The sequence below is a fragment of the Halopelagius longus genome, assembly GCF_900100875.1.
Lineage (GTDB): Archaea > Halobacteriota > Halobacteria > Halobacteriales > Haloferacaceae > Halopelagius > Halopelagius longus.
In genome coordinates this window covers 105,719-131,300 of the sequence record NZ_FNKQ01000002.1, presented here as the reverse complement: position 1 = coordinate 131,300, position 25,582 = coordinate 105,719, and the positions used below count along the sequence as shown (strand labels likewise).

The 25,582-nt window shown below is 65.3% G+C and carries 23 protein-coding genes and 1 pseudogene; 11 read left to right on the top strand and 13 right to left on the bottom strand.

The window, feature by feature from the left end:
- Positions 1–48 precede the first annotated feature (48 nt).
- From BLS11_RS19320 to BLS11_RS06490, 4 genes are all read left to right on the top strand, one after another.
- Positions 49–207, top strand: a complete 159-nt coding sequence (locus BLS11_RS19320; RefSeq protein ID WP_175454398.1) for a hypothetical protein — start codon at positions 49–51, stop codon at positions 205–207.
- Positions 208–297: 90 nt separating this feature from the next.
- Positions 298–1,419, top strand: a complete 1,122-nt coding sequence (locus BLS11_RS06500; protein WP_092534843.1) for a pyridoxal phosphate-dependent aminotransferase — start codon at positions 298–300, stop codon at positions 1,417–1,419.
- Between the two features lie 106 nt (positions 1,420–1,525).
- Positions 1,526–3,088, top strand: coding sequence for a Na+/H+ antiporter NhaC family protein (locus tag BLS11_RS06495; protein ID WP_092534839.1), 1,563 nt, complete (start codon positions 1,526–1,528; stop codon positions 3,086–3,088).
- A 229-nt stretch (positions 3,089–3,317) separates the two neighbouring features.
- Positions 3,318–3,638: a DUF7344 domain-containing protein gene (locus tag BLS11_RS06490; protein ID WP_092534836.1), complete on the top strand. Its 321-nt coding sequence runs from the start codon at positions 3,318–3,320 to the stop codon at positions 3,636–3,638.
- A gap of 117 nt (positions 3,639–3,755) precedes the next feature.
- Here the strand turns inward: BLS11_RS06490 and BLS11_RS06485 are convergent, their stop codons facing one another.
- The 3 genes from BLS11_RS06485 to BLS11_RS06475 form a co-directional block, all read right to left on the bottom strand.
- Positions 3,756–4,931, bottom strand: coding sequence for a redox-regulated ATPase YchF (locus BLS11_RS06485; protein WP_092534834.1), 1,176 nt, complete (start codon positions 4,929–4,931; stop codon positions 3,756–3,758).
- Positions 4,932–5,025: 94 nt separating this feature from the next.
- On the bottom strand, positions 5,026–5,937 hold the full coding sequence (locus tag BLS11_RS06480) for a DUF4349 domain-containing protein (protein WP_092534831.1): 912 nt from the start codon (positions 5,935–5,937) through the stop codon (positions 5,026–5,028).
- 99 nt (positions 5,938–6,036) lie between these two features.
- Positions 6,037–6,888: a polymer-forming cytoskeletal protein gene (locus BLS11_RS06475; protein ID WP_092534828.1), complete on the bottom strand. Its 852-nt coding sequence runs from the start codon at positions 6,886–6,888 to the stop codon at positions 6,037–6,039.
- A gap of 98 nt (positions 6,889–6,986) precedes the next feature.
- On the opposite strand from BLS11_RS06475, the gene BLS11_RS06470 reads away from it, so the two are divergent.
- Positions 6,987–7,184 (top strand): DUF5800 family protein, encoded by a 198-nt coding sequence (locus BLS11_RS06470; protein ID WP_092534825.1) that lies wholly within the window; start codon positions 6,987–6,989, stop codon positions 7,182–7,184.
- A 79-nt stretch (positions 7,185–7,263) separates the two neighbouring features.
- Here BLS11_RS06470 and BLS11_RS06465 read toward each other — a convergent pair whose 3' ends face one another.
- Positions 7,264–8,052 (bottom strand): ribonuclease H-like domain-containing protein, encoded by a 789-nt coding sequence (locus tag BLS11_RS06465; RefSeq protein WP_092534822.1) that lies wholly within the window; start codon positions 8,050–8,052, stop codon positions 7,264–7,266.
- A 116-nt stretch (positions 8,053–8,168) separates the two neighbouring features.
- Here BLS11_RS06465 and BLS11_RS06460 point away from each other — a divergent pair, with 116 nt between their 5' ends.
- Positions 8,169–8,876 (top strand): SOS response-associated peptidase, encoded by a 708-nt coding sequence (locus BLS11_RS06460; RefSeq protein WP_092534820.1) that lies wholly within the window; start codon positions 8,169–8,171, stop codon positions 8,874–8,876.
- A 76-nt stretch (positions 8,877–8,952) separates the two neighbouring features.
- On the opposite strand, the gene BLS11_RS06455 is transcribed toward BLS11_RS06460, so the two are convergent.
- Together BLS11_RS06455 and BLS11_RS06450 are read right to left on the bottom strand one after the other, a co-directional pair.
- Entirely contained in the window at positions 8,953–10,662 is a 1,710-nt protein-coding gene (locus BLS11_RS06455; RefSeq protein ID WP_175454397.1) for a right-handed parallel beta-helix repeat-containing protein, read from the bottom strand.
- A gap of 926 nt (positions 10,663–11,588) precedes the next feature.
- Complete coding sequence (locus BLS11_RS06450; protein ID WP_245698790.1) at positions 11,589–13,091, bottom strand: hypothetical protein; 1,503 nt, start codon at positions 13,089–13,091, stop codon at positions 11,589–11,591.
- A gap of 888 nt (positions 13,092–13,979) precedes the next feature.
- Here BLS11_RS06450 and BLS11_RS06445 point away from each other — a divergent pair.
- Positions 13,980–14,411, top strand: coding sequence for a DUF5805 domain-containing protein (locus tag BLS11_RS06445; RefSeq protein WP_092534811.1), 432 nt, complete (start codon positions 13,980–13,982; stop codon positions 14,409–14,411).
- The gene (locus BLS11_RS06440; RefSeq protein WP_092534808.1) at positions 14,401–15,456 is read left to right on the top strand and encodes a tyrosine-type recombinase/integrase; all 1,056 of its coding nucleotides are present in this window, start codon (positions 14,401–14,403) and stop codon (positions 15,454–15,456) included. The genes BLS11_RS06445 and BLS11_RS06440 overlap by 11 nt, the downstream gene beginning before the upstream one ends.
- Before the next feature lie 181 nt (positions 15,457–15,637).
- On the opposite strand, the gene BLS11_RS06435 is transcribed toward BLS11_RS06440, so the two are convergent.
- Genes BLS11_RS06435 through BLS11_RS06425 form a run of 3 tightly spaced genes read right to left on the bottom strand, consistent with a single transcriptional unit; the run spans position 15,638 to position 18,920 of the window.
- A complete protein-coding gene (locus BLS11_RS06435) occupies positions 15,638–16,783 on the bottom strand; it encodes an ABC transporter permease (RefSeq protein WP_092534805.1) in 1,146 nt (381 codons plus the stop codon).
- A complete protein-coding gene (locus tag BLS11_RS06430; RefSeq protein ID WP_092537153.1) occupies positions 16,780–17,457 on the bottom strand; it encodes an ABC transporter ATP-binding protein in 678 nt (225 codons plus the stop codon). Before BLS11_RS06430 ends, BLS11_RS06435 begins: the two co-directional genes overlap by 4 nt.
- A 2-nt stretch (positions 17,458–17,459) precedes the next feature.
- Positions 17,460–18,920, bottom strand: coding sequence for a CARDB domain-containing protein (locus BLS11_RS06425; protein WP_092534802.1), 1,461 nt, complete (start codon positions 18,918–18,920; stop codon positions 17,460–17,462).
- 291 nt (positions 18,921–19,211) lie between these two features.
- Here BLS11_RS06425 and BLS11_RS06420 point away from each other — a divergent pair, with 291 nt between their 5' ends.
- Positions 19,212–19,559: an ArsR/SmtB family transcription factor gene (locus tag BLS11_RS06420; protein WP_092534799.1), complete on the top strand. Its 348-nt coding sequence runs from the start codon at positions 19,212–19,214 to the stop codon at positions 19,557–19,559.
- Complete coding sequence (locus BLS11_RS06415; protein ID WP_092534796.1) at positions 19,559–19,897, top strand: DUF7521 family protein; 339 nt, start codon at positions 19,559–19,561, stop codon at positions 19,895–19,897. Before BLS11_RS06420 ends, BLS11_RS06415 begins: the two co-directional genes overlap by 1 nt.
- Positions 19,898–19,986: 89 nt before the next feature.
- Here BLS11_RS06415 and BLS11_RS19830 read toward each other — a convergent pair.
- Positions 19,987–20,211, bottom strand: a pseudogene (locus BLS11_RS19830) (cytochrome P450); the annotation flags it as partial.
- 84 nt (positions 20,212–20,295) lie between these two features.
- Between BLS11_RS19830 and BLS11_RS19315 the strand changes: the two are divergent.
- Positions 20,296–20,454, top strand: a complete 159-nt coding sequence (locus tag BLS11_RS19315) for a hypothetical protein (RefSeq protein WP_175454396.1) — start codon at positions 20,296–20,298, stop codon at positions 20,452–20,454.
- Positions 20,455–20,554: 100 nt separating this feature from the next.
- On the opposite strand, the gene BLS11_RS06405 is transcribed toward BLS11_RS19315, so the two are convergent.
- From BLS11_RS06405 to BLS11_RS06395, 3 genes are all read right to left on the bottom strand, one after another.
- Positions 20,555–22,459 carry a serine hydrolase domain-containing protein gene (locus tag BLS11_RS06405; protein ID WP_092534790.1) on the bottom strand — a complete coding sequence of 635 codons (1,905 nt, stop codon included), beginning with the start codon at positions 22,457–22,459 and terminating at the stop codon, positions 20,555–20,557.
- A gap of 443 nt (positions 22,460–22,902) precedes the next feature.
- Positions 22,903–23,799 (bottom strand): phosphoribosyltransferase HisG-related protein, encoded by an 897-nt coding sequence (locus BLS11_RS06400; protein WP_092534787.1) that lies wholly within the window; start codon positions 23,797–23,799, stop codon positions 22,903–22,905.
- Positions 23,800–23,866: 67 nt separating this feature from the next.
- Complete coding sequence (locus BLS11_RS06395; RefSeq protein ID WP_092534784.1) at positions 23,867–25,555, bottom strand: coiled-coil domain-containing protein; 1,689 nt, start codon at positions 25,553–25,555, stop codon at positions 23,867–23,869.
- Positions 25,556–25,582 lie beyond the last annotated feature (27 nt).

The following is a 25,582-nucleotide window of genomic DNA, read 5'->3' as shown; positions in this document are numbered from 1 at the left end:
GGCGGCCCGCGTCGGGGCGTTTTTCACGCCGCGCCGAAACCATCGCCTATGAGCGACGACGAACTCGACGAGGCCGTCGCGAAGTTCCTGAAGGGAGCCGAGAAGGCGTACAGCGAGTACGAGAAGGGGTACGTGGACGCCGACGCCACGTTGGACGTCTTGGAGACGCACCTCGAAGAACTCCGCGAGGCGCACGAGTCGGCGTAGTCCGGACGGGCGGCCCAGCGGCGTCGTTTCGGGGCGGCGACCGAATCGTGTTAGGGAAGAACTATCCCGGCGGACCACGGGGAGAGGAGTATGACGGAGTTCTCCGAACGAGTGGAGTCGGTTTCGATAAGCGGCATCCGCGAGGTGTTCGAGGCGGCCGGCGACGACGCCATCAACCTCGGACTCGGACAACCCGACTTCTCCGCGCCCGCCCACGCCCACGAGGCGGCGGTAGAGGCGATACGCGACGGCCGCGCGGACGGTTACACCGGGAACAAGGGGATGCGTCCCCTGCGGGAGGCCATCGCCGCGAAGCACGAACGCGACCAAGGCATCGACGTCTCGCCCGACGACATCATCGCGACGGCCGGCGGGAGCGAAGCCCTCCACATCGCGTTGGAGGCGCACGTCGACGCCGGCGACGAAGTCATCTTGCCGGACCCGGGGTTCGTCTCCTACGACGCGTTGACGAAACTCGCGGGCGGCGAACCCGTGCCGGTCCCCCTCCGCGACGACCTGACTTTAGACCCCGCCGCCGTCGAAGACGCCATCACCGACGACACGGCGGCGTTCGTCGTCAACAGTCCCGGCAACCCGACCGGCGCGGTGTCGCCGCCGGAGGATATCCGCGAGTTCGCCCGCATCGCCGACGAACACGACGTGCTCTGCGTCTCCGACGAGGTGTACGAGTACACCGTCTTCGACGGCGAGTTCCGGTCGCCCGCGGAGTTCGCCGAGACGGACAACGTCGTCGTCGTCAACTCCGCCTCGAAGCTCTACTCGATGACAGGGTGGCGTCTCGGATGGGTCCACGCTTCCTCCCGCCGAATCGAGCGCATGCTCCGCGTCCACCAGTACATCCAAGCCTGCGCGTCCGCCCCGGCGCAGTTCGCCGCCGAGGCGGCGTTGACGGGGCCGCAGGACCAAGTCTCGGAGATGACCGAGTCGTTCCGCAGGCGGCGCGACATCGTCGTCTCCGGACTCGAAGACATCGGCCTCGACGTGCCGACGCCCGGCGGCGCGTTCTACTGCATGCCCGAGGTGCCCGATGGGTTCGTCGAGGAGTGCCTCGAACGCGGCGTCATCGTCGTCCCGGGCGACGCCTTCGGCGAACACGGCGACGGGTACGCGCGCCTCTCCTACGCCACCGACGAGGAGTCGCTTCGGGAGGCACTCGACGTGATGGCCGAAGCGTACGACGCAGTCGCGTAGGCCACAAGATATATCCCATTCTCTGCGGATTCGTTGGCATAATATGGAATTTCGTCGCGTTAAATAGTGCATTTTTTAACGTGGGAGTCGTGAACGAAGCGGTGGAATGCCAGCAGAGAACTACGGCATCATCAGTCTGCTCCCGGCGCTCTTCGCCATCGTACTGACGCTGGTGAGCAGGCAGGTGCTGCTCTCGTTGTTCGCGGGAATCTGGATAGGCGCGACGATACTCGTCGGGTGGAACCCAATCGCGGGGGCGGCCCACGCCCTCCAGTTGGTAATCGATAACATCACCCCGGCGTTCAACATCAAACTACTCCTCTTTACGTTCCTCTCGGGGGCGATGCTCGGGATGATATTCCTCTCGGGCGGGATGAACGCCCTCGCGGAGCGCATCATCTCCCGCATCAAGACGCGGAAACAGGCCGAAATCGGCACCAGCGTCCTCGGGATGCTCATCTTCGTGGACTCGTACGCGAGTACGATGATCACCGGGTCGGTGATGCGTCCCATCACGGACAAGTTCGACATCAGTCGCGAGAAACTCGCGTACCTACTCGATTCGACCACCTCGCCGGTCGTCAGCATCGCCGTCGTCTCGACGTGGGTCGGCTTCGAGGTGGGCCTCATCTCCCAGCAGTTCAAGGAACTCGGCATCGAGATGAGCCCGTTCGTGGTGTTCCTGCAGAGCATCCCGTACCGCTTCTACAGCCTCCTCGCCATCGCACTCGTGTTCGTCGTCGTCTTCACCGGGTGGAACTTCGGCCCGATGAAGCGCGCCGAGAAGCGCGCGAAGGAGACGGGGAAGGTCCTGCGCGACGACGCCGACCCACTCCTCGAAACGCGCGAGGAGGACATCGTCACGCCCGACCACGTCGACGCTCGCTGGTGGTACTTCGCCGCGCCCATCGTCGCCCTCGTCGCGGTGACCGGGTTCGGCCTCCTCTACTCCGGCGGGTGGCCCGGCGTCGCCCCCGTGGACGCGCTGAAAGAGGCCGCCACCGCCGACGCAATCCTCTGGGGCGTCTTCTCCGCCTGCGGTCTGCTCTTGGCCATCCTCGTCGGCCACGCCCGGGTCGCCCTCGACGACGTGAGCGACGCCATCTTCGAGGGGTTCAAGATGGTGATGTTCCCCGTCGCCGTCCTCTCTCTGGCGTGGACCATCGGCGCGGTCAGCCAAGCACTCGGCGTCGGTCCGTACGTCGTCGCCGTCGCGCAGGGCATCATCACGGCCAACATGCTCCCGGCCATCGTGTTCGTCTCCGCCGCCATCATCTCGTTCAGCATCGGCACCTCGTGGGGGACGATGGGCATCATGTTCCCCGTCGCGGTGCCGTTGGCGTACCAACTCGGCGCACCCCTCCCGGGCGCTATCGGCGCGATTCTCACCGGGTCGCTGTTCGGCGACCACTGCTCGCCCATCAGCGACACGACGGTGCTGTCGTCGATGTTCGCCGGGGCGGACCACGTCGACCACGTGAACACGCAGATTCCGTACGCCCTCGTCGCCGGCGGGACGGCGACGCTCCTGTTCCTCGCTAGCGGGTACGGCGTCTCGCCGCTTCCGTTGCTCGCCGCGGGCGCCGTCGTCGTCGTCGCCGCGGCGTACACGTTCTCCGAACTCACCGGGTTCGCCGTCCCGCGGGTGTTCTCCTCGGACGCCGACTGACCACCCGCGTAACCGACCGCGGATCGACCCGGTCCGAACGTCCGGGCCTTCGGGCACCGTCCGACGCCGTTCCCCGGCCGTTCTCGCTTCGCTCCGTCTCGGGGCGCGTCTCGATATTCGCCGCCTGCGACCGAACCTAACTGGTTAGGCCGAGAGTTCACGGGGAGAGAAACGTAGGTGAAAACGACGGCGGAAAAGCCCGTCGTCAGACGTCCCCCACACCCCTATGATGGACCAAGAATCCCCCTTTCAGGCCCTGTCCGACCGGAACCGACGGCTGACCTTCTCCTGTCTCGAGGAGGACGACTGTCCGAAATCCGTCGAGACGTTGGCCGCCGAAGTCGTCGCCGAACGCGAAGACGTCTCCCCCGAGGACGTCGGCGACGAGGAACGCCGCACCGCCGCGGTGAAGCTGTACCACGTCCACCTGCCGAAGCTCGACGAGGCGGGACTCGTCTCCTTCGACCCCGAGGAGCGAACCGTCTCCCGGGCGACCGGCGGCGTGGCCGAGCAGACGGTCCAGATTCTCGGGGAGTCGACCCTTTCATAACGGCTGAACCCGTAGTCCCTCCTACCCGGGTTCGGCAGGACTTGCCATGGACACGCCCGTCCTCCTGCCCGGGGTCCCTACTTCAGCGAGTAACCACGATCGCCCGCCGTTGCGGCGCTACGACGCCGTACTCACGATTTTGATGACGTCGCCCTCGTCGAGTTCGTAGTCCTCGGCGATGCGGCGGTTCGACCGCGCGTCGACGGCGTGGAGGTAGCCCTCGCCGATGTCGGAGTGGACGGCGTACGCGAGGTCCTTCGGCGTCGACCCCTGCGGGAGGAGAAACGCGTCCGGGAGCATCTCGCCCGTCCCGTCGGTCCACTTCGTCTCGTTCTGTACCGGGTAGGCGGTCAGCACGTCGAGGACGTCGTAGACGGCGCGGTTTATCGACTGCTGGACGCCGGTGCCGTCGTACTCCGTCATCACGTCGCGTATCTTCTCTAACCCCTCCGCTTGGGCGTCGGAGATATCGCCGACTATCTCGAACTCTTCGTCGCCGGGGAGGTACTCCACGACGCCCGCCTCCGCCGCCTTCCGGAGAGCGAGTTCGCCGTCGGCGGTGGTCGGCACCACCGGCTTGTCCGTCTCGCGGAGTCGGTCGAGGTTCTCCTCGGGCGCGACGTCGGCCTTGTTCGCCACGAGGACGATGGGCTTCGTCCGCGCGCGGATGTCGCGGGCGAGTCGCTCCCTATCTTCGTCCTCCCACTGCATCGGGTCCGACGGGTACTCCAAGGACCGAAGCGAGGCGGCCACGTCGTACTCCGTCGCGCCGAACCCCGTCAGCATCTCCGTGAGGGCGTCGTCGATGTCGAAGTCCGGCGACCGGGACTTCCGCTCGACGGACTCCCAGTTTCGGTCGATGATACCGGTCAGCCACTGCTCTAACTCCTCCTCGACGAAATCGACCTCTTCGAGGGGGTCGTACGTCCCCACCTCGACGGGTTCGCCCTCCTCGTTCGTCCCGCCGGAGGCGTCGACGACGTTGAGGATGACGTCCGCGTTCGTGAGGGCGTCGAGGAACTGGTTGCCGAGTCCCCGCCCCTCGTGGGCGCCGGGGACGAGTCCGGCCACGTCGAGGAGTTCGACGGGGACGTAGCGCGTGCCGTCCTCGCAGTTGCCGCACCGTTCGTCCCTGTCGAGACACGGACACCGGGTGCGGGCGTGGGTTACCCCGCGGTTCGGGTCGATGGTCGTGAAGGGGTAGTTGCCAACGTCCACGTCGGCCTGCGTGGCCGCCTTGTAGAACGTGGACTTGCCCGCGTTGGGCTTGCCGGCTAACGCGATAGAGAGCATACCGAGAGGGAAGGCCGACAGACCGAATTTCCTTTCGGTCCTCGAAGGCGCGAATCGAGGCGTCGGAGCGCCGAGGAAGCGAGCGAACGCGGGGTCAGCGCGGAAGTCGGTGGCGGAAGCGCCACGCCGCCGCGCCGAGGACGGCGACGGGCGCACCGAACGCGAACAGGTACGGAAGCGCGTAGGCGGCCCCGACGACCATCGCCCGGCCGACGACGAGGACGCCCTCGACGGACTGGAGGAACGCCGAGACGACGGGCGTGTCGTACCACGCTTCGTGAGTGTACGTCGGCGTCGGGTCGGGTTCGCGCAGTTCCACCGTCAGCGTCGAGTACGCGACCCGTCGTTCGAGCGACTTCTTCTTCGCCTCCAGTCGCTCGATTTCGCCCTGCACGTCCGATAACTCTCGCTGCACCGCGAGGACGTCCTCCGTCGAGTTCGCCCGTTCGTACAGCGTCCGGAGCCTGTCGCGTTCCGCCCGGAGGTTCTCCAATCGGGCCTCCAAATCGACCAACTGGTCGGTCACGTCCTCGGTGTTCGTCTCCGAGGAGACGACGTCGCCCTCGGCTTCGGCGTCCGAGAGCAGCGATTCGTACTCCTCGGACGGGACGCGGAGGACGAGCGTTCCGTGGACGTACGTGTGGTTCTCCGGCCCGCGGCGTCGCGTCCGCGTCTCGCTGACGAACCCGCCGTACCCCTCGACGGAGTCTGTGAGGTTCGCCCGCGAGGACTCGAAGTCGTCTACTTCGACGACGACGGTTCCCGTCTTTATGAGCGCGCGTTCCTGCAGGGCCGCCTCGGACGCCGACCCGCCGTCGCTACCGCCGCTTGCGCCGTCGTCGCCGGAGGCCGTCGCTTGCGCCCCCGTCACCGACCCGGCGCTTTGTTGTCTCTCGGCGGCAATCTCACCCGAATCGCCGGCGCCGCCGGTCGATGCGCCCCCGCACCCCGCGAGAACGAGGAGGGCGGCGAGTGCGACGGCGGCGAGCGTTCGTCTCGTGTGCATACTGCCACCGACTACCGCGACACGTCAGAAAGGAGTACCGTAGACACAAACGACCGTTTGACTCATCTCGGCGGAGCGACGGCGTCGGAGAGCGGCGACTCACTCGATATCGCGCGTGGGGTCGGAACTGTGGATGCGCATCTCGCCGCGGGCGCGCATCGTCCCGTCGACCAGCGCACCCTCGTGGAGTTCGAGTTCGCCGCAGGAGACGTCGCCGAGGACGCGCGCGCCCTCCTCGATGGTGACCGTCCCGTTCCGGGTGGTCACGTCGCCGTGGATGCGCGTCCCCGACCGGACGACGATGTCCTCGCGGGCGCGCAGACTGCCGAAGATGTTGTTGTCCTCGCCGACGTCGATGGACTCCGCGCGGATGTTGCCGTGGAGTCGGCAGCCGTCGCCGACGGTGGCGGGGGTGGAGGCGCGCCACGCGTCGTCCGAGACGGTCGATCCGCGGGGAATCGTCAGCGGTTGGTGTTCGCTCTCGCCCTTCAGCGAGTCCGCGAGTTCGCCCGCGGCGTCGTTCTCGCCGAGACGGAGCAACTGCGAGAGGACGATGAAGTAGAAGACGAGCGTCGGGACGGGGTTTCGGATGACTATCCAGCCGTTGGCCTCGAACCCCTCCTCTATGTCCACGTCGTCGCCGATGTCCAAATCGCCCGATACCATCAGGCGGCCGCCGACGTGGACGCGTTCGCCGAGGTAGGCGTTCTCGCCGACGAGGACGTTTCCGGCCACGTCGCACCACGTGTCCAACCGACAGTCGCCCTCCGCCTCGATGTCGCCGCCGAACCGCACTCGCTCGCCGGCGACGACGTTCCGCCCGCGGACGCCGAACTCGATCGTGCTCTGTCCGCCGACGATGACGTCGCTCTCCGTCACCAAATCGTGCTCCTCGACGGTCGTCCCGTCGGGTATCTCGAGCGCGTCGAGCGGGTCCGAACCGAGTGACACAACTCGGACCAACACATGCTGGGTAATAAACCGACCGTACGACGCGCGTCAGACGAACCGGGCGTGCGTTTTTATTCTCTCGTAAGCTACGGTCACCTATGACCGTCCTTTCCTTCGACGACAAAGGGGTCGACGTCGAGTACGAGGGCACCCAGTTCCGCCTCGACAAGGACCTCATCGAAGACGCCACCGAGAAGGCGTACCCGGACGTGACGGACCACGAAGTCCTCAAAATCGTCGAGAAGAACCCGAACCTCAGCGGCGAACCTCGCCGCGTGAAGGACATCCTGCACTGACCGCACCGCCGCGTCCGCGACCGAATCCGACCACTTCTTCCCACACCGCCGAGACGGCGCGACCCGAGACGGCGCGACGTTAGACGAGTTCGCGCGCCGGAAGGTCGCACGTCGCGCCGTCGATTCCGCCGAGCGATTGCTCGTGGAGGGTGCCGGCGACGAGGTCCATGAGGCGCTTGAGGTTGACCGTGTCGTCGCGGTTGTACGAGACTAAAGTGTCGAGGGCGTCGTCGTCGCCGTCGCGTTCGTACTGCCGCCAGAGTCTGACCGCGTCGCGGCCCGAGAGGTCCGGGCGGTCCCGGTCGATGCCGACGTCCGTCTCTATCTGTTTCAGCCCGCCCGTCAGGTCGAGTCTGCGACAGGGGTACATCAGGTCCACGTGCGGCAGGTCCACGGAGAGGTCGAACGACTCTTCGAGGAACGGCACGTCGAAGCGCTTTCCGTTGAAGGAGACGACGAGCGAGGCGTCGCGGAACTGCTCGCGCAGGGCCTCGGCGGTGAGCGTGTCCCCGCGGACGAGCGTCGTCGTCTCGCCGCCGCGGTGGAAGGAGACGGTGGTCACGTCGTGCCGCGAGGAGTCGAGCCCCGTCGTCTCGATGTCGAAGAAACAGGCCTCCTCGCGGAAGTTCTCGTACAGTCGCCACCGCTCGCCGGAGGGAAACACGTCGCCGAAGTAGCGCGCGTCGCCGTCGTCGAGTCGCTCTAAGGAGTCGGCGATGAACGACTCGATTCGCTCGCCGGTCTTGGTCCCGACGGGGGCCGCCGCGGGGTCGAAGTCGTCCCACGTGAGCACTCCGTCGGTCCACAAGGTCTGTTCCGTCCGCTCGCCGACGCCGCGGACGGGGATGAAACTGTTCTCGATTCGCACGTGCGCCAAGCGGTCGTCAGCGGGCCTAAACCCTTCGAGTGCGGGCCGACGAGTCGGAGGGAACCGCGTCCGGTGCGTCGGGCGAGTTTTTGTGTCCGTCGCGCCAACGGTCGGCCATGTGCGGCAGGTACAGTCTGTTCACCCCGGCCGAGGAACTCCGCGACCGCTTCGACGCCGAACCGGCGCGGCGGTTGAAACCGCGGTACAACTGCGCGCCCGGGCAGGAACTCCCCGTCGTGACGAACGACGCGCCCGAGGAGATGCGATTTCTGAAGTGGGGGCTCGTTCCCGGGTGGGCCGACGACCGATCGGCGAAGGACGGTCTCATCAACGCGCGCGCGGAGACGGTGGACGAGAAGCCGAGTTTCCGGGAAGCGTTCGAGCGCCGCCGGTGTCTCGTCCCCGCTGACGGCTTCTACGAGTGGGCCGCCCCCGACGGGGAGAAACGGCCCTACCGGGTCGCATTCGAGGACGACCGGCCGTTCGCGATGGCCGGCCTCTGGGAGCGGTGGCGGCCGGAACGGACGCAGACCGGGCTGGGAGACTTCGCCGACGGCGGGGCGGCGGACGCCGACCCGGACGTACTGGAGACGTTCACCGTCGTGACGACGGACCCCAACGAGGTGGTCGCGGAGCTTCACGACCGGATGGCCGTCGTCTTAGACCCCGACGAAGAGGAGACGTGGCTTCACGGCGACAGCGAGGAGGCGGCCTCCCTCCTCGACACCCACCCCGGCGACGAGATGCGCGCGTACCCCGTCTCCGCGCGGGTGAACAACCCCGCCAACGACGCGCCGGACCTGATAGAACCGGTCGAGGAGTAGCGGCGGCGATTCCCGTCGACCGCCGAGTCAGAGACGACGATACCTCGGCGAACGGAGCGGTCGACGTGCTGAATCGCTACTCGTCGTCCGTCTCTGTCTCCGTTTTCGTCGGTGTCTCCGGCTCTGTCTCTGTCTCCGTTTCCGTCGATGCCTCCGTCTCTGTCTCCGACTCCGACTCGTCGTCCGTCGGCGTCTCCGCCTCCGACTCGTCGTCCGTCGGCGTCTCCGACTCCGACTCGTCGTCCGTCGGCGTCTCCGTCTCAGTCTCGTCGTCCGTCGGCGTCTCCGTCTCAGTCTCGTCGTCGATGGAGAACGAATCGTCCGGCACCGGGCAACTGTCGGAGTGGGAGATGTCCTCGGTGGACACGTCCGACCCGGCGAAGGTGGTCGCCTCACCCTCGACGTTGACGTTCGTGTTCTCGACGACGCTGTCGTCGGAGTTGCGGAGGTAGATGCCGTCGCGGTTCCCCGTCAGTTGGAGACAGCAGTCTCGGATAGCCGAGCCGTCACGGTTGTTGACGAACACGGCGGGGTGGGACCCGGACGACGACCCGGTGATGCTCACGTTCTCGAGGGTGACGCCCCAGGGTTTCGACGCCGTGTCTCCGAGGCGCGGGTCGCGCGGGTCGTCGGCGCGGATGGCCGCTACGCCGTCGGCGTCCATCCGGAATCGGCTGTCGCGGATGGCCATCTCGCCCGCCGAGCCATCGATCCAGACGGCGGCTGCCGTCTTCGCGGGGGCGGACTCGTAGACGAAGTCGCAGTCCTCGATGTACCCGCCCGTCTCGCCTCTTTCGCCCGTCTCCCACGTGACGGCGTGGGGGTTGATGAACTCGCCGTCGTTCTCTTCCGTCGCGTTGTCCGTATCGACGACGAACCGGCAACCCTTGACGTAGGAACCGCTCCCGCCGATGCGGAGCGCCGTCTGGTTGTTGTTGACGAAGAGGCTGTCCTCAATCTTCACGTCGCCCGCCGATTCGCGGGCGTAGATGGCGTTCGTCCCGGCGTTCTCGATGTGGGAGTTCCGAACGAGTAACTCGCCGACGTGGCGTTCGCCGAGCCAGACGCAACTGGTGTTTACGTCGCCGTCGAGGTGGCCGTGCGGGGCGATGTCGGTGGGACCGGTACACACGAGTCCGTCGACGATGGCTTGACCGTCGGAATCGAGCGCCTGCGGGCTCAGATTCTCGACGGCACCCTCGCCTTGCGTCGGTTTGAAGCCGACGAAGTGAAGGTCCTGAACGCGGAGGCCGTCGTCCGCCTTCAGCATCAGTCCGAGGCTTCCCTCCCGGTCGAAGCCGTAGTCGATAGCGACGTTCTCGACGAGGATACCCTCCCCGCCGTTCGTCTTCAGGAGGAACTTCCCGGCACCGTCCTCCGAGACGAACCGAACGTCCGTCGGATCGTCGCCGAGGCCGCGAATACCCCAGTTGTTGACGTCGCTCTCGTCGACGGTGTCCTCCCAGTAGTACGTTCCCGGCGGGAACTCGATGAGGTAATCTCCCTCCTCGATGGTCTCCTCTATCGCAGAATCGATGGGCTCGTCCCCGTCGGGGTCGAGGCCCAAATCGTCGACCGCGTTCACCACGCGGTCGAACGAGATTCCCTGTCGTTCGGTGGCGGCGGCCGAACCTGTCATCGCACTTATACCGGTCAGCCCGACGGCGGCCGCAGTCGCGCTCATCTTCAGCGCGTCGCGACGGCTAACTCCGGATTCAGTCCCCTCAGACGTCTTACCTCGGTTGCCCCCGCTCTCCTTCTCGACACAGTCCGTGTTTTCTGGCATTCCAAAGAAACAATCCGACTATCCATGTATATTCCTTTCCGTATAACTCTCAGAAAGCAAAATAGGTGTAACCTAGAACATCAAACAATGGACGTTTGTATAGATATCCTGAATGTGTTCGAATCCACATATTTTAGCTCGCCGATACGGCGTAGTCGGCTCTCACCTAGCCGGATCCACTCGCCGATGGCCCGATTTCCCTCGTCGCGTTCAGTCTGACGCCCGTCGGAGTTCTTGGCGGATGCACAGCGTCATCTGTCGAAAGAGGAGGAGCGTACCCACGAACCCGCCGAGAACTGTTCCGGGAGTGCCGAAGAGTGAGGAGAGGACGCCCACGACGGCTGTGAGTTGAACGAACAGGACGTTGCGCGGACGTACCAGCGGGTGTACCCCGGAACCACGATTCGCGTCGGTCGAGCGGCATCGTTATCCACCGGAACTGCCGGCGTATATCTCTTCTCTAGAGGGCCGATACCGCGATGTCCCGAGGAGAGCAGGTTCGAGCGAAGGTCCCACTCTGGTACCACGAGGCCGTCATATTTCTGTGACATCTCGACTTCGGAGGATGCAGAAGTCCGATAGCATTCCGGTGACTGTTCCACCAGCGAATACACGCCCCGTTCCGGACCGTCTCTTCCTGAGGACACCTGTCTTCCGGAGATTCACGTTCCGAACCGGTACGGCCTCACCACCAAATTCGATATAGCGATATGCAGTGTATGTGTCCGGCGTCGAACGCCCGAATCAGTGTCAGATGGTACCGTACAGCGAACGAAATACGGTCGAATAGGGGGTGAGAGCTCTCTACGAATATGGTCGCGAAGGGTGCAGAGACGACAGAGAAGGAGCCGGGAGGCGGTCCGTCCCCGCGGAAAGAGAGTAGCGGTGTGTCTCGGCGGCGCACCGAGACCGCGTACTCGTCGCCGTCACTCGTCGCCGATGTGGAACGAGTCCTCGGGCACCGGGCAGCTACCGGAGTGGGAGATATCCTCGGTGGACACGTCCGAGTCGTCGAAGATGGTCGCCTCGCCGTCGACGTTGATGGTCGTGTTCTTGATGACGCTTCCGTCCGAGTTGCGGAAGCGGATAGCGTCGCGGTCGCCCGTCAGTTGGAAACAGCTGTTGCTGATGGTCGAGTTGTTACGGTTATCGATGAACACGGCGGGTTCCGACCCCGAGGAGGACCCGGTGATGCTCACGTTATTGAGTATGGAGAACCACGGTTTCGACGCCGTGATGCCGAGACGCGGGTCCTCCGGGTCGTCGATGCGGATAGCCGCCACGTCGTCGGCGTCCATCTGGAACCGACTCTTGCGGATGGCCATCCTCCCCGCCGTGCCGTCGACCCAGACGGCCGCCGTCGTCTTCGCGGGGGCGGACTTGTAGATGAAGTCGCAGTGCACGATATACCCACCCGATTCGCCTCTGTTGTCGGTTTCCCAGACGATTGCGTGAGGATTGATGAACTCGCCTCTGTTCTCCTCCGTCGCGTTGTCCGTATCCACGACGAACCGGCAACCCTTGACGTAGGAGCCCCTCCCGCCGATGCGGAGAGAGGTCTGATTGTTGTTGACGAAGAGGCTGTCCTCTACCTTCACGTCGCCCGGCGATTTGCGGGCGTAGATGGCGTTCGTCCCGCTGTTCTCGATGTGGGTGTTCCGGATGACGAGTTCGCCGACGTGCTTCCCGCCGAGCCAGACGCACCCCTCGTTGACGTCGCCGCCGATGTGGCCGTGCGAAGCGATATCGGTGGGGCCCGTACGTACCAGTCCGTCGACCACAGCCTTACCGTCGGGGTCGAGAATCTGCGGACTCAGATTGTCGACGGTACCGTGGCTCTGCGTGGGGTTGTAGCCGACGAAGTGAAGGTCCTGAACGCGGAGGTTGTCGTCCGCCTTCAGCATCAGCCCGAGGCTCCCCTCCCAGTCGGAGCCGTAGTCGATAGCGACGTTCTCGACGAGGATGCCGTCTCCGCCGTTCGTCTTCAGGAGGAACTTCGCCGCCCCCTCCTCCGAGACGAACTTCACGTCCGTCGGGTCGTCGCCGAGACCGCGGATGCCCCAGTTGTCGAGTCCGCTCTCGGTGACGCTGTCCTCCCAGTAGTACGTTCCCGGCGGGAACTCGATGAGGTAATCTCCCTCCTCGGTGGTTCGGTCTATCGCCGAGTCGATGGGTTCGTCTCCGTCGGGGTCGAGGCCCAAATCGTCGACCGCGTTCACCACGCGGTCGAACGAGATGCCGTATCGTTCGGCGCTGGCGGCGGCCGAACTCGCCATCGCGCCCGCGCCGGTCAGCCCGACGGCGGCCGCAGTCGCACTCATCTTCAGTGCGTCACGGCGTTTGAGCCCGGATTTGTCCCCCCGAGCCTGCTGCTTTCGAGTCTGGTTCTCCCCGTCTTCCGTCTCCGAACCGGCCATATCTTCTGACATTCAAATGACGAATCTCTCCAACGAGATATATACTTTATCCTGTTATTCGCGCGATTGGGAGACATATGTACTGAAAACTAACAAATATGAAGAGAATTTATTCTATTTCTTAATGTCCCGTTTCAATCATTGAATCGGCTAACCACCCCCCACGAAACGATAATCTTCGACTGACCGACGGGGAGGCGAGTCGGCCGCGTAACCGTCGCGACAACACCACGAAACGAGGAGGGCGGACCGTCCGACGAACCGCGTGCCGGCCGATCCAACTGAAGTCCTACCATCGAGGACGGAGTGAAAGAAAAGGCCACAATTGCCGGTTTCTGGAGGGCGGTCTTCCCCCCGTTACCCCGAGGGTAGACGGGGCGAACACGGTCCTCCAGCGAAGATATTTTCGGTGTGGTTTGTAGAGAATACAAGTGGAGCCAACGCTCCCTGTTGGCCGGCGAAGGATTTCGGTCTTCCACCTCAGCGCGGACAATTCGTCCTACAGAATGCAACAGAATCGCCGAATTATTATTTGTGTGTCTGCTTGCTGGAACCACCGAAATGCCATCACAAACACAGATAAAATAAATTTGGACACCCCTATAGAACAGTATAAGTAGGGTTATGCTGAAATGTGCAGTCAACCGATGAACGAGGACGGCGACGCGCGCAACCCGGTCGGCGGTGCGTCGAACTGGTGTGAAACTCGGCGGCACTTCACTCCGCCGAACGCTTCGGAGCGTTCGAGTCGAACGTCGGTGGCCGCGGGGCCATCGCCGACGGGAGACGCCCCCCGACGACGCCGCGCCCGGAGGGGCGGACAGCGAGTCGAGACGTCGGCGGAAGCGACGGGACGCACCGACGGCAAAACCGAAGTAGGCCGACGGCGGGTGAGTCGGTATGTCGAGTGACGGTGCAGACGGGGAGCGAAAGACGGTGCAGACGTACGTCCCCGCCTACCAGAAGGAGGCGTGGGCCGAACACGCCGACAGACTCGGGATGAGCCAAAGCGAGTTCGTCCGGACGATGGTGCAGGCGGGCCGTCGGGACTTCGAGGTGCCCGAACGGTCCTACGGCGAGGCGGAGTCCGAGGGGGACTCGTCCGACGAAGGCGGAACCGACGGGTTCGAGGAGAGCGTCCTCGACGCCCTCTCGGTGGCCGAATACCGCTCGTGGGACGAACTCCTCGACACCCTCACAGAGGACATAGAGGACCGCTTAGACGAAACGTTACAGGAGTTGCAGGCGGAGAACCTCGTCCAGTACAGCGGCCGTCACGGCGGGTACACCGTCGCTCCCGGTGCCGTCGAGGAGGCGAACGATGGCCGTTGAGACGGCCGACGGCGAGTCCGTCGAGGACCCCGTCGCGTACTTCCTGCAGGACATGACGTACCACGGGAAGACCGACCGAACCCGGGAGGCGTACGAGCGCGTTCTGCGGCGTTTCGAGGCGTTTCTCCGAGACCCCGACGCGAATCCCGTGGACGCCCGAAAGCGCGTCGAGGCGGCGTCTCACCGCGACTGCATGGCGTGGATACACTCGCTGCGCGGGTCGGACGTCGCGGACAGCACCGTCGCGACGTACGCATCCTACCTCCATCGGTTCTACGCCTACATGACGCAGGTCGGCGCGTTCGACGCCAACCCGATGACGCTCGTCATGGAGGAGATGGACGAGCGAATCGACACCAACCCCTCCCGGCGGGAGATATCCCTCGCGGAGATGCGGCGCTTCCTTCGCGGCGTCCACCATCCCCTCGACCACGCCGTCCTCGTCACGCTACTGAAGACGGGGATGCGCGTCGGCGAACTCTGCAACCTCGACCTTCGGGACGTGTCCCTGGCCGACGATACACCCCTCGGCGCTGTATCGAGTCGCGCCCAGTTGGACGGCCGCGGGCCCTCGGTGTACGTCTCCGCTGAACCGACCGTCGGCGAGGTGACGAACGGCGAGGAACGCACCGCCTCGAACAAGCGGAAGCGCTCCACCGTCGTCCCGGTGGACGGGGAACTCGAATCCGTCCTCGCCCGTTGGTTGGCCGTCCGCCCGGACGTGCAGTCGCCCGCGGACCCCCTGTTCGTCAGCACATCCGGGAGTTGGGGCCGCAGGCTCACCCCCGACATGGTCCACCACATCGTCGAACGCCACGCCGGCGACGTCGGGTGGCACCGCGCCGGCGGCGACGCCGAGGAGAACGTCACGCCGCACTACTTCCGGCACTTCTTCACCACCCACCTCCGGGATCGAACCGGCGACCGAGGCATCGTCAAGTACCTCCGCGGCGACGTCGGCGGCGACATCATCGACACCTACACCCACAACTGGGGCGATAGGGTGCGAGAGACGTACGAGGAGCACATCTATTCGGTTTACTGACCATTTCGGGCGTCCGATATCGGACTCGTAAATCCTATTTCGCTATATGGAATAGGCACCGTTGCCTCTACGGATCCTTCCGGTCGGATCACCGCTAGAGAGGTCGTCTAAGGGAGTACCCGCCGAATCGGACGGCGGGTGGAGTACGTGAGCTTACCTCGGATCGCGGTTCGTTCGTCGGTTAGCTTCGAAGGGCGTCGACGGGGCGGTCGTTCGCCGCCTTCCAGGCGGGGTAGAGTCCGCTCAGGACGCTCGCGACGACCGCGAACGCGAACCCGAACAGGAGATACTGCGAACTGCTCCAGTCGAAGACGGCCATCGCGTCGCCCGTGAGGAGTTGGAACATGACCAATCCCACGCCGAGTGACCCGATCGCCCCGACGAGACCGCCGACCGTCCCCATCAACGCCGCCTCGGTCAGGATCATTCGGAGCACCTCTCCGCGCCGGATTCCGACGGCTCGAAGCACGCCGATTTCGCCGCGGCGTTCGACGGTGCTCATGAGCATCACGTTGAGAATCGCGACGCTCGCGACGACCAGCGATATCCCGCCGATTCCGAGCAGCGCGTAGTTGAGCGTGTTCAGGAACGTGTTGAGACTTTCTACGCTCCCGAAGGTGTTGACGCTCAGTTCTTCGTTATCTTCGGTGTTGAAGTAGTCGTCCACCGTGTTCGCGATACTCGTCGCTGCGTCGCTACTACCCGCGGCGATAGTCACCGTGTCGTAGTTCTCTTGCTCGGAGAGCGCCGACATCGGCAAGACGAGCGACCCTCCGCCGCCGCCGAATCCGCCCCCCGACGACTCGATGAAGCCTTCGATCCGGTAGATTTGGCCGTCGTACTCTACAGGATCTCCGATTTCGAGACCGAGCGTCTCCGCGGTACTGTTGCTGATGAGCGCTCCCGACACGAGACGGTTCGGCGCCTGTCCGTCCGTGAGGTTGTACAGTGCGTCCGCCTGTGTCACCCCCGTGACGCTCACCCTCGCTTCTTCCCCGTTTCTCGCCGAGAGCGTGGTCGAGTTCGTCTTTTGGGGAACGACCGGCGCGTCGCCGACGATGTTCCGAAGCGTTTCGACTTGGTCTTGGGTCACACCGTCGGTATCGCTGTCCGCACCCGCCGAAATCGTCACGTCACCCCCGATGGAACCGAGGTTCGAGGTCGCTTGCTGTTGTAGCGCTGCGCCCGCCATCCCGAGCGACGCTATCGATATCACCCCGATGACGATACCGAGTGCGGCGAGCGCCGTTCGCGTCTTGTTTCGACCGAGGTTGCGCCAGGCCATCAGCGCACTCGGATACCGCCACAGCCAGTCCGAGACGCTCACGTCCGGGTCACCTCCTGTATCACTCCGTCGACGATTCTGACGGTGCTGTCGGTGTATTCGAGCATCTGGTCGTCGTGCGTCACCGAGACGATGGCGACGTCCTCGTCCTCTTTTAACCGGGTCAGTTCCTCGAGAATCGTCTGACCGGTGTCCTGATCGAGATTGCCCGTCGGTTCGTCTGCGAGCAGGATGTCGGGTTTGTTGATGAGCGACCGCGCTACCGCGACGCGCTGTTGTTGGCCGCCCGACAACTGGTCGGGCGTGTGGTCGAGGCGGTCACCGAGGCCGACCCGTTCGAGGAGGTCGACCGCGCGGTCGTGGCGATCGACCGACGTGTCCCACATGGAGGGGAGTTCGACGTTCTCGGTGGCCGTGAGCATCGGAAGCAGGTGGAAGTCCTGGAAGACGAACCCGATGCCCGTCCGACGCTCTTCGGTGAGTTCGTCCTCGGTGAACTCCGTCACCTCGCGTCCGTCGAGTCGAACGCGGCCTTCCGTCGGCGTGTCGAGTAATCCGATCATGTTGAGCATCGTACTCTTGCCGGAACCCGAAGGACCGATGACAGTGACCATCTCACCGCGGTCGGCGCTGAAGTCAACGCCCTCGAGCGCCTCGATGACCTCCATTCCGCTCTGGTAGCGCTTGACGACGTCTTCGAGTTCGATGACGCTCATGATTATCGACGCCACCAGTAGATACCGCACGCACCGACGACGACGAGGAGCACGGCACCGATAACCATCAGCGGGGGATCGGAACCGCCACTGCCACCGGAACCGCTGCTGGCGGCGGCCCCGTCGCTCCCGGAGGCCGCCTGACTGTCGGAGATGTCGACTCGAACGGTCCGCGTGAACTGCTCGCCGTTCGCCGAGTAGCGAATCTTCACCGGGAGACTGTCGACGGACCCGTTTACGTTCGCGGTGAGGTCGAACGTGGCGAACTCGCTCGACTCGACGGTACCCACGAAGTACTCCCCGTTCGGCGAGACCGGCGAGACTCCGTTCGCGTTAGCGACGCTGACGAGTACGGAGTTGGCGTCGGCGCTCCCGAGGTTCGCGGCGTCCCCGCTCAGCGTGAGCGTGGACCCCGCTCGAGTCGCCTCGATCCCGGTCAGTTCGACGTTCGATTGCTCCTGCGGACTGTAGTCGAGGGTCGCGTTGGAGGTGTGCGACTTCCCCGCGGCGGTGTACTCGGCGACGACGGTCATCTCGCCGGCGGGGATGTCCGTCTCGTTGAGCGTGAACGTCCGCGTCGACTCGGCGGGAACGTCCGACACGAGACTGCGTTTGACGACGTTCCTGTCGACGAGCGCTCGGAGTCGAACGTCGGTGAGGTCGACGTTGCCGTACTCGGTGAGTTCGGTCCGGATGACGGAGGACCCGTTGATCTCGTCCACGGTCGCGGTCAGGTCCGCGTCGACGGTCGCCGCCTCGACGGTCGTCGACTTCTCGAACGACGCCGTCCGAGTCGTTCCGTCGGCGGTCTTGTAGGTGACCGTCGCGTTGAGCGTCTGTTCGCCGGAGTCGGGGAACGTTACGTTGTAGGTGTAGCTCGTCTGTTTCCCGGCCGGGAGCGAGGCGTTCACGCGTTGGGAGTCTTCGATCTCGGCGTCACCGCCGAGGTTGAGCCTGACGTTCGAGATCGGATTTTCGTCACCGTTTGCGACAGTAGCCTCGACGGAACTTTCGTCTCCGGCGATCGGATCGAGCTTCTCGAACGAGACGGCGGTTTCGTCCGGTTTCTCGACGTCGACGTACACCGGGTAGCTCACCCGGGTGTGGCCGCCGTCAGGCCCTTTGACCACCGCATGGACGGTAAGGCGCTTCCGCCCTGCGTCGTCGAGGACGACGCTTACGGGGACACTCATCTTGCCGCCCGCGGTGATCGTCCCGAGGTCTTCCGCCCGCGCGTACTCGGTGCCACCGGAGTCGCGGACGTAGATGTCCGTCACGTCGGCGGATCCGTTACCGACGTTGCTCAGATTCACCGTGACCGTAAACGGTTCGCCCGGCGCCGGGTCGTCGACGGAGGTGCTCGCTTGAATGGAGACGTCGGCCGCACCGGCCGTGAGTGCGACACTGCCGACCGACGACGTGAGCATCAACAGAACCAGCGTCGCGGAGACTATCCGTCTCACAGATGGCCCCCATCGCCGGTTATTCGATGAACAGTGCTTCGCTCGGCGGAGCGACTACTCACTCCCCGAGAGCGGTCGTGCTGAAACTGTTGCCTTACCACGAGAGGAGAGGAGATTGGGAGGTCATTAAACGCGGATCCCGATTTTCCATGCCAGAAAATCGTCCGACGTCGGCAGTCCACTCCCCGTCCCATCCTATTCCAGCGGACCCGAGAAGATATAGTAGCGAGCGCGTTTTCTGGGCCAGAAAATCACCGCAGATATGATGGGCGACTACGAGAACGCTCAGACGTGAGTGAGGACACGCCGTCGGGCGAGGTGTACGCCCTTTTAGACGACGAATACGCTCGACGTATCCTCACTTCGACGAACACGACGACGAAGTCCGCGAAGGAACTCAGCGAAGAGTGCGACGCGTCGCTCCCGACAGTCTACCGGCGCGTCGAGCGTTTGATCGACTGCGGACTCCTCGAAGAGCGAACCAAACTCGAAGACAACGGACACCACCACAGTGTCTACAAAGCGCGGCTCAAGCGCCTCACAGTAGAACTAGAGAACGATGAACTCAAACTCACAATCGAAGAACAGACGGACGAAAGCATGGCGGACCGCTTCACCGCAATCTGGGACGAGCTCTAATGATACAGTCACAGTTTGATTTGTTCATGCTCCCACCGCGCTATCTCGTTCTCTTCGCGGTTTTCCTCCTCACTATCGCGATGGGACTGTTCATCGTCTTCCAAGCGTACTGGGGGTACCGTCGGAACGCGAACCGACGGATGCTGTTTCTCGCGGTGGGTCTCGCCTTCGTTACCGTGATTCCACCCCTCGTCTCCCTCCTCATCGCCTCGATCGCACAGGTGTTCGAGGTCGAATTGGTAATCTTCGTGTATTATTTACCTTTATCCACCTCTTTGATTCAAGCGTTCGGACTTAGTTTCATAATATACTCGCTCTCGATACGGGGCAAGGGGTAGGGGTCCGAAACTCTAACCAACGGCCGCCTCGTTCGAGAGGAGCAAGCGAACACGACGGCCTCGAAGCGCCGTCTGATTCTGCGGCGTTCTCACTCCACTTTGCAGGGGAGCGATTCGAGACCGTAGAAGCTGGTCGAGGGTTCCAAATTCGAGCGGTCCGCGTCCAGACGGGTGAATCGGTCTAAGAGTTGCTGGAGCGCGACGTCCGCCTCCATGCGAGCGAGGTGGGCGCCCAAACAGAAGTGAACGCCCGTTCCGAAGGCTAAGTGACGGTCCGACTTCCGCTCGGGCCGGAACTCCTCGGGCGCATCGAATTCCCGTATCGCTCCCGGTTGGAATCGTTCGTCGCGTGCGACAGATGCGAATAATCATGTTCTGAGGGAATGTTGGGGAGAACGATGGGTGCCGCGTGGAAACCGGCGTTGGTGATACTCTCGGTCGGCCTCGGATATCTCGCGGCCAGAGTTATCGACGACGAACGGACCTCAGAGTGGCTGTACATAATTCTCGTGGCAGTCGGATTTCTCTCGCTCACCTACGCCCGTCTCGTCACCTGAACGCGGCGGAGCGAACGCCGGTGCAGTCGCCGACGAGTTCGTCGCGACGAATGTAGGGACGAACCGCTAGAAGAACGCACACGGAGAATAGGGGAGCGAACTACGCGCGGACGACCAGCAGGTTCCAGTACCGCAGGAACCAGTAGAGGACGGCCGACGCGGCGACGACCGCGGAGTAGTGGAGGCGCGAGGCGAGCGACCACTCCCCGCGGTACCACGCCCGCGCCGCGTAGCCGACCGCGCCGACGGTGGCGACGGCCCCTATCGTCGGCGCGAGGAACACGGCACCGAACCACGGAGGCGGGCGGTTGAACAGGGTCGGTCGGTCCATCGTCGTCACCGCGACGGTGACGCCGGCGAGGACGACGACGAACAGTAGGAGGGCGGCGACGCTCGCGCCGGCGACCCCCCGGGCCCGGGCGGCGGAGGCGGGCGGCGACTCGCCGCCGCGGAACCGACGCACCCCGCGGGCCGCCGGCCAACCGAGGAGTCCGGTGAGCGCGGTCACCGCGGCGACGGTCGCCGTCCACCCGTGGACCGACAACTGCTCGTGGAACGGAACCTTCTCGTAGGCGCTCAGAGTGTCCACCAGGTGCGTCACCTCGCCGCCGTCCGTTCGGAACAGCAGCGTCGAATCCTCCTCGACGTGTTCGAAGACGAGCGGTTCGACCTCCACCCACTCGTCTCTCCTGCTCCCCTGTTCGGTTATCAGGCGGCCGTCGTCCGCGACGCGGACGTCTATCGGTTCGTCGGCGACGAAGGCGAAGAGGAGTTTCTCGGCGGTGGCGTTGTCGGCCGCGTGCACCGACCGGTACCGGCCGCCGAGTTCGTCCGCGCGTTCGGGCGTGCCGGACGGCGCGGGTCGTCCGCCGCCTCCGTCCGATTCGACCGGCGCGAACCGTCCGAGGAGGGCGTCCGTTACCGTCTGCGTGGCCCCCGACGCCTCCTCGCCGTGGGCGACGACGAACAGACCGACCCCCTCGTCGGGGAGCAGTGCGAACTCGGAGGCGAACTCCGGGACCGCGCCGCCGTGCCGGACCAAGCGGGCGTCGCCGCGAGATGCCTCGAACAGGCCGAACGCCATCCCGTCCATCCGTTCGTGCGGCGTGTACCACCGCCGGTGCATCGCATCGACCGCGTCCGCCGAGAGGATTCGCTCGCCGTCGACGACGCCGCCCTCGAGGTGCGCTCGGAGCAGACGCGCCATGTCCGCGCCGGTCGTGTGGAGTCCGGACGCGGGCGCGGCGTCGGAGTAGAAACTCACCACGTCTTCGACGGCCGTCCCCTCGGCCGGGACGAGGCCGGAGGGGGCGGGTCGGAACGTACTGTTCTCCATTCCCAACGGCTCGAAGACGTTTTCGGCGACGTGCGCTCCGAACGTCTGTCCGCTTACGTCCGCGAGCAACTGGCCCGTCAAGGCGGCCGCGTAGTTGGTGTACTGGGGGAGTTCGCCCGGCGGCCGAACGCGCGTCGGGACGTGAGTCGAAACCGACTCGGCGAGGGGGCGGACGTACTCCGGGTCCCGCACCGAGTCGCCTCGGCTCCGAACCTCGAATCCGGGCGTGTGGGTGGCGAGATGTTCGAGCGTGATGGGGTCGTCGTACGTCTGTGGGATGGTCACCGCTCGGAGGTGGTCGTTCACGGGGCTGTCCGGGGCGACTCGACCCCGGTCGACCGCCCGCATCGCCGCCGTCCACGTGACGACTTTCGACACCGACCCGACGCGAAAGAGCGTCTCGTCGGCCCGGACCGGCACGTCTTCGCTCCGGTAGGCGTGGCCGTAGCCGTTCGTGAGGACGTCGTCGCCGTCCACGACCGCGACGGTCAATCCGCCCGCGTCGTGTTCCGTCAACGCGCGGTCGGCCGCGTCGTCGACGAGCGCTTCTACCTCGGTCTCCTGCGCCGCGGCGGACTCGCCGGTCGCGAACCCGCCGACGGCGACTGCGGTTCCGGCGCCGACCGCGGACCGCGACAGGAACTGGCGTCGTGAGAGTGGGGAGGGCATCGGTCGAGGGTGGGTGTGTCGGGTCTCACGCCTCGCGGGCGGACGCTGGACTGGAGTGGGCGACGAACCGGTTCGGAGGAGGGGACCTTCGAGGGATCATGTTCGGCAGGTGTCACTACCGGGAGATAAAACGACCACATCGTACCGGAGGAGACGGGTATTAAGGCGGAAGGAATCGAAGTTCTCCGGGGCAGGCGAGACGCCCATCGGCGGGTCGAACGACAGCGTTCGGCGGTACGACGCCGCGAACGACGGGCGTCGCTCGACCCCCCGAAGACGAGTTGCCGGAGTTCCGACTCGCCGAGACGGGACAGTGGAACGCGCGGCGGCGCGCGGGGTACCCAGACGACTCGCCGACGCAGCGGTAATCGACCACGCCCGCGGCGGGAAGCCGCGTTTCGATACGACGCGGGTCGTCGTCTCCGTCTCTGCGGGGCCCGAAGTCAGACCGGAATCTCCGTCTCGACGTCGCCGTCGGCGACGGCGGCCTTCACCCGTTCGGCGGCGGCGTTCGACTCGGCGACGTTCTCCATCAGCACCGTCTCGCTGGGGAAGAGGTGTTCGCCGAGGACGAGTCCGTGCTCGCGGGCGGTCGAACCGGTCATCGTGAGGTAGACGCCGAGACCCGTCTCCGCTATCGCGGCCTCCTCCTCGTCCGACTCGTCGGGGTAGGCGAAGGTGACGCCGTCGAGTTGTCGCGTCCCGAGGACCGCCTCGACGAGTCGTTCGTACCGCGGGGAGATGCAGAGCGGACCCTCGTACCCCTCGACGAACGACCGGTCGAGGTCCGCGCCCGGCGGGAGCACCTCGGGTTTGGCCATGAGCGTGTGGTAGACGGTGTCGCCGAGGCCGGAGACGACCCGAACGTCGGTGTCCATCGGGTCGATTCGGGCGTTGATGTCGGCGATGCTCCCCAGTCCGTCCGCCCGCAGTTGGACGACTTCTTCGAGGACGAGGTCGGCGCTGTCGAACCCGAGGCCGAACTCGTGGGTGCGGAGGGCGCGGAACGGTTCCTCGCGACCGACGAGTTGGACGGAGACGCCCTCGACGTCGAGGGTGACGCTGTCGAAGACGATGCGGCGGGGCATCCCCTCGCGGTCGTCGCGAAGCAGTGTGTACTCCGGTTCCGCCTCGTCCGAGAGGTCGCTGTAGGACGCGAGGCGTTCGTACACGTCGTGTTCCGGATGGACGGACCCCTTGGTGACGGACTTCTCGTAGCGAAGCGTGGACGTGATTTCGTCCGCGAGTGCCGCGGCGTCGGCACACTCGGCGAAGCGCTCCAACACGGCTTCGAGGGGGCGTCCCTTGCGCGGAACGGCGACGCGCACCGTAGCGGTCATTGTCGAGTTCACGGAGGCACGCGCTAAACAGGTTGCGTTTCGGGCAGGAACGGAACGGGGCGGAGAGTTACTCGCCGTCGCCGCCGGGGTTACCCGCCGTCGCGCCCGCGCCGAACACGTCGTTCAGGCGGTGGCGGAACGATTCGAGGCCTTCGACGGTCGCTTCGAGGTCCTCGATGCGCTCCATCGCCGACGAGAGGTCCTCGAGGTCGGAGCGAATCTCCTCGATGTCCTCCGAGAGGGTCTCTCTGACCGCCACGATGTCGCCGTCGAGGGACGCGATGTCCTCCCGAACGTCGCCGATTTCGCCGTCGAGTTCCGAGACGGCGCTCTCGGCGTCCGAGGCGTCCTCGGCGGCGCTCTCGACTCGACCGGACACCGCCGAGAGGTCGGATTCGACGCTCTCGACGCGGTCGGAGACGTCGTCGTACTTCGAGCGGAGGCCCTCGACCGCCGAGGCGTTCGCGTCGGCCGTCTCCTCGACGTCGACGAGTCCCTGCGCGGCGTCTTCGACGCGTTCGTCGAGTGCGCCGAGGTCCCCGCGGAGTCGGGAGACGTCGGACCGGATGGCTTCGCGGTCGTCCTCGGCGGCGTCGAGGCTCGATTCGAGGGCGTCGAGTTCCTCGGAGACGTCCCCCATCTCCTCGCGGAGCGATTCGACGACTTCGGCTCCGGTGCCCTCCTCGTCGATGAACTCCGCGAGCGCGTCGCTGTACGCCTCCAAGTCCTCCATCCTCGACTGCAGGCGGCTGATGCGCACGTCGGCGCTCCGCGGCAGGCCGACGTCGAGTTCCGACCGGAGCACGTCGAGGTCCTCCTCGGAGACGCTCCCGTCGCGGATCTCCGCCGCCAGCGTCGCCGCCAGCGACCCTTCGACCGCCGGAGTCGCAGTCGCGTCGGCGTCGCCGGCACCGGCGTCCGCATCGGCGTCGGACACGGAGTCTTCGACGTCGACGTACTCCGTCACCTCGTCGGCCGGTTCCGCCGCGTCGGCGTCGCCGGTCGGTTCGTCCGCGTCCGCATCGGCGTCCGCGTCGGCCGCCACCTCGCTCGACCCGATTGCGGCCGCCACGTCGGTGTCGTCGGACTGCGCCTGACTGCTCGCCGCGACGTCGGCGGCGGCGTCGGCGTCCTCCGCTCCCGCGTCCTCGGCCTCCGCGATGGCGGACCCGCCTTCGGCGGCGTCGCCGGCGTCGGCGTCCTCGTCGTCCTCGGCCTCCGCGGCATCCGCGTCGGCCTCGGATTCGGATTCGGCGTCGTCCTCGACGAGTTCCCCCTCCTCGGCGAGGGACCCGTTGCCCTGCAACGCGTCGCGCACGAGTTGGCTGCGGTCCTCGCCGAGGATGTCCTCGACGCCGTCGTCGTGTTCGGGCTCCTCGCCCTCCGCGGGAACGGGCGGGCGTTCGAGGACGGGTTCGACGAGGAACTTCGACGCCTCGCTGACGTTGTTGAGGCGGATGCCGTACACCGTCGTCACCGACTCCTCGGGCTCCAGCGTTCGCTCGTACTCGACGCGTTGGTCCTTGTATGCGGTCCAGTTGTCGCTCTCGTAATCGGGGTGGAACCCCACCCCCTCCATCGGGAAGTCCTTCGGGATGCTGTCGACGATTCGGACGTGGACGGACTCCTCGCTCTCGGATGTGATGCGGAACTTTATCGCGGGTACCGGGAACTCTTCGGCGGCGAACGACTTCTCTACTTTCACGTCGCCGTCGGAGACGTACACCGGACCCCCTAGGTCGGCCTCGTGGCTCATGCCCGTCCCTTCCGAAAGCCATTACAT

Bases quoted from the DNA above. Each gene is read 5' to 3' on its own strand.
- BLS11_RS19320 (WP_175454398.1), top strand. From the start codon at position 49: ATGAGCGACGACGAACTCGACGAGGCCGTCGCGAAGTTCCTGAAGGGA.
- BLS11_RS06500 (WP_092534843.1), top strand. From the start codon at position 298: ATGACGGAGTTCTCCGAACGAGTGGAGTCGGTTTCGATAAGCGGCATC.
- BLS11_RS06495 (WP_092534839.1), top strand. From the start codon at position 1,526: ATGCCAGCAGAGAACTACGGCATCATCAGTCTGCTCCCGGCGCTCTTC.
- BLS11_RS06490 (WP_092534836.1), top strand. From the start codon at position 3,318: ATGGACCAAGAATCCCCCTTTCAGGCCCTGTCCGACCGGAACCGACGG.
- BLS11_RS06485 (WP_092534834.1), bottom strand. From the start codon at position 4,931: ATGCTCTCTATCGCGTTAGCCGGCAAGCCCAACGCGGGCAAGTCCACG.
- BLS11_RS06480 (WP_092534831.1), bottom strand. From the start codon at position 5,937: ATGCACACGAGACGAACGCTCGCCGCCGTCGCACTCGCCGCCCTCCTC.
- BLS11_RS06470 (WP_092534825.1), top strand. From the start codon at position 6,987: ATGACCGTCCTTTCCTTCGACGACAAAGGGGTCGACGTCGAGTACGAG.
- BLS11_RS06460 (WP_092534820.1), top strand. From the start codon at position 8,169: ATGTGCGGCAGGTACAGTCTGTTCACCCCGGCCGAGGAACTCCGCGAC.
- BLS11_RS06455 (WP_175454397.1), bottom strand. From the start codon at position 10,662: ATGCCAGAAAACACGGACTGTGTCGAGAAGGAGAGCGGGGGCAACCGA.
- BLS11_RS06450 (WP_245698790.1), bottom strand. From the start codon at position 13,091: ATGTCAGAAGATATGGCCGGTTCGGAGACGGAAGACGGGGAGAACCAG.
- BLS11_RS06445 (WP_092534811.1), top strand. From the start codon at position 13,980: ATGTCGAGTGACGGTGCAGACGGGGAGCGAAAGACGGTGCAGACGTAC.
- BLS11_RS06440 (WP_092534808.1), top strand. From the start codon at position 14,401: ATGGCCGTTGAGACGGCCGACGGCGAGTCCGTCGAGGACCCCGTCGCG.
- BLS11_RS06430 (WP_092537153.1), bottom strand. From the start codon at position 17,457: ATGAGCGTCATCGAACTCGAAGACGTCGTCAAGCGCTACCAGAGCGGA.
- BLS11_RS06415 (WP_092534796.1), top strand. From the start codon at position 19,559: ATGATACAGTCACAGTTTGATTTGTTCATGCTCCCACCGCGCTATCTC.
- BLS11_RS19315 (WP_175454396.1), top strand. From the start codon at position 20,296: ATGGGTGCCGCGTGGAAACCGGCGTTGGTGATACTCTCGGTCGGCCTC.
- BLS11_RS06405 (WP_092534790.1), bottom strand. From the start codon at position 22,459: ATGCCCTCCCCACTCTCACGACGCCAGTTCCTGTCGCGGTCCGCGGTC.
- BLS11_RS06400 (WP_092534787.1), bottom strand. From the start codon at position 23,799: ATGACCGCTACGGTGCGCGTCGCCGTTCCGCGCAAGGGACGCCCCCTC.
- BLS11_RS06395 (WP_092534784.1), bottom strand. From the start codon at position 25,555: ATGAGCCACGAGGCCGACCTAGGGGGTCCGGTGTACGTCTCCGACGGC.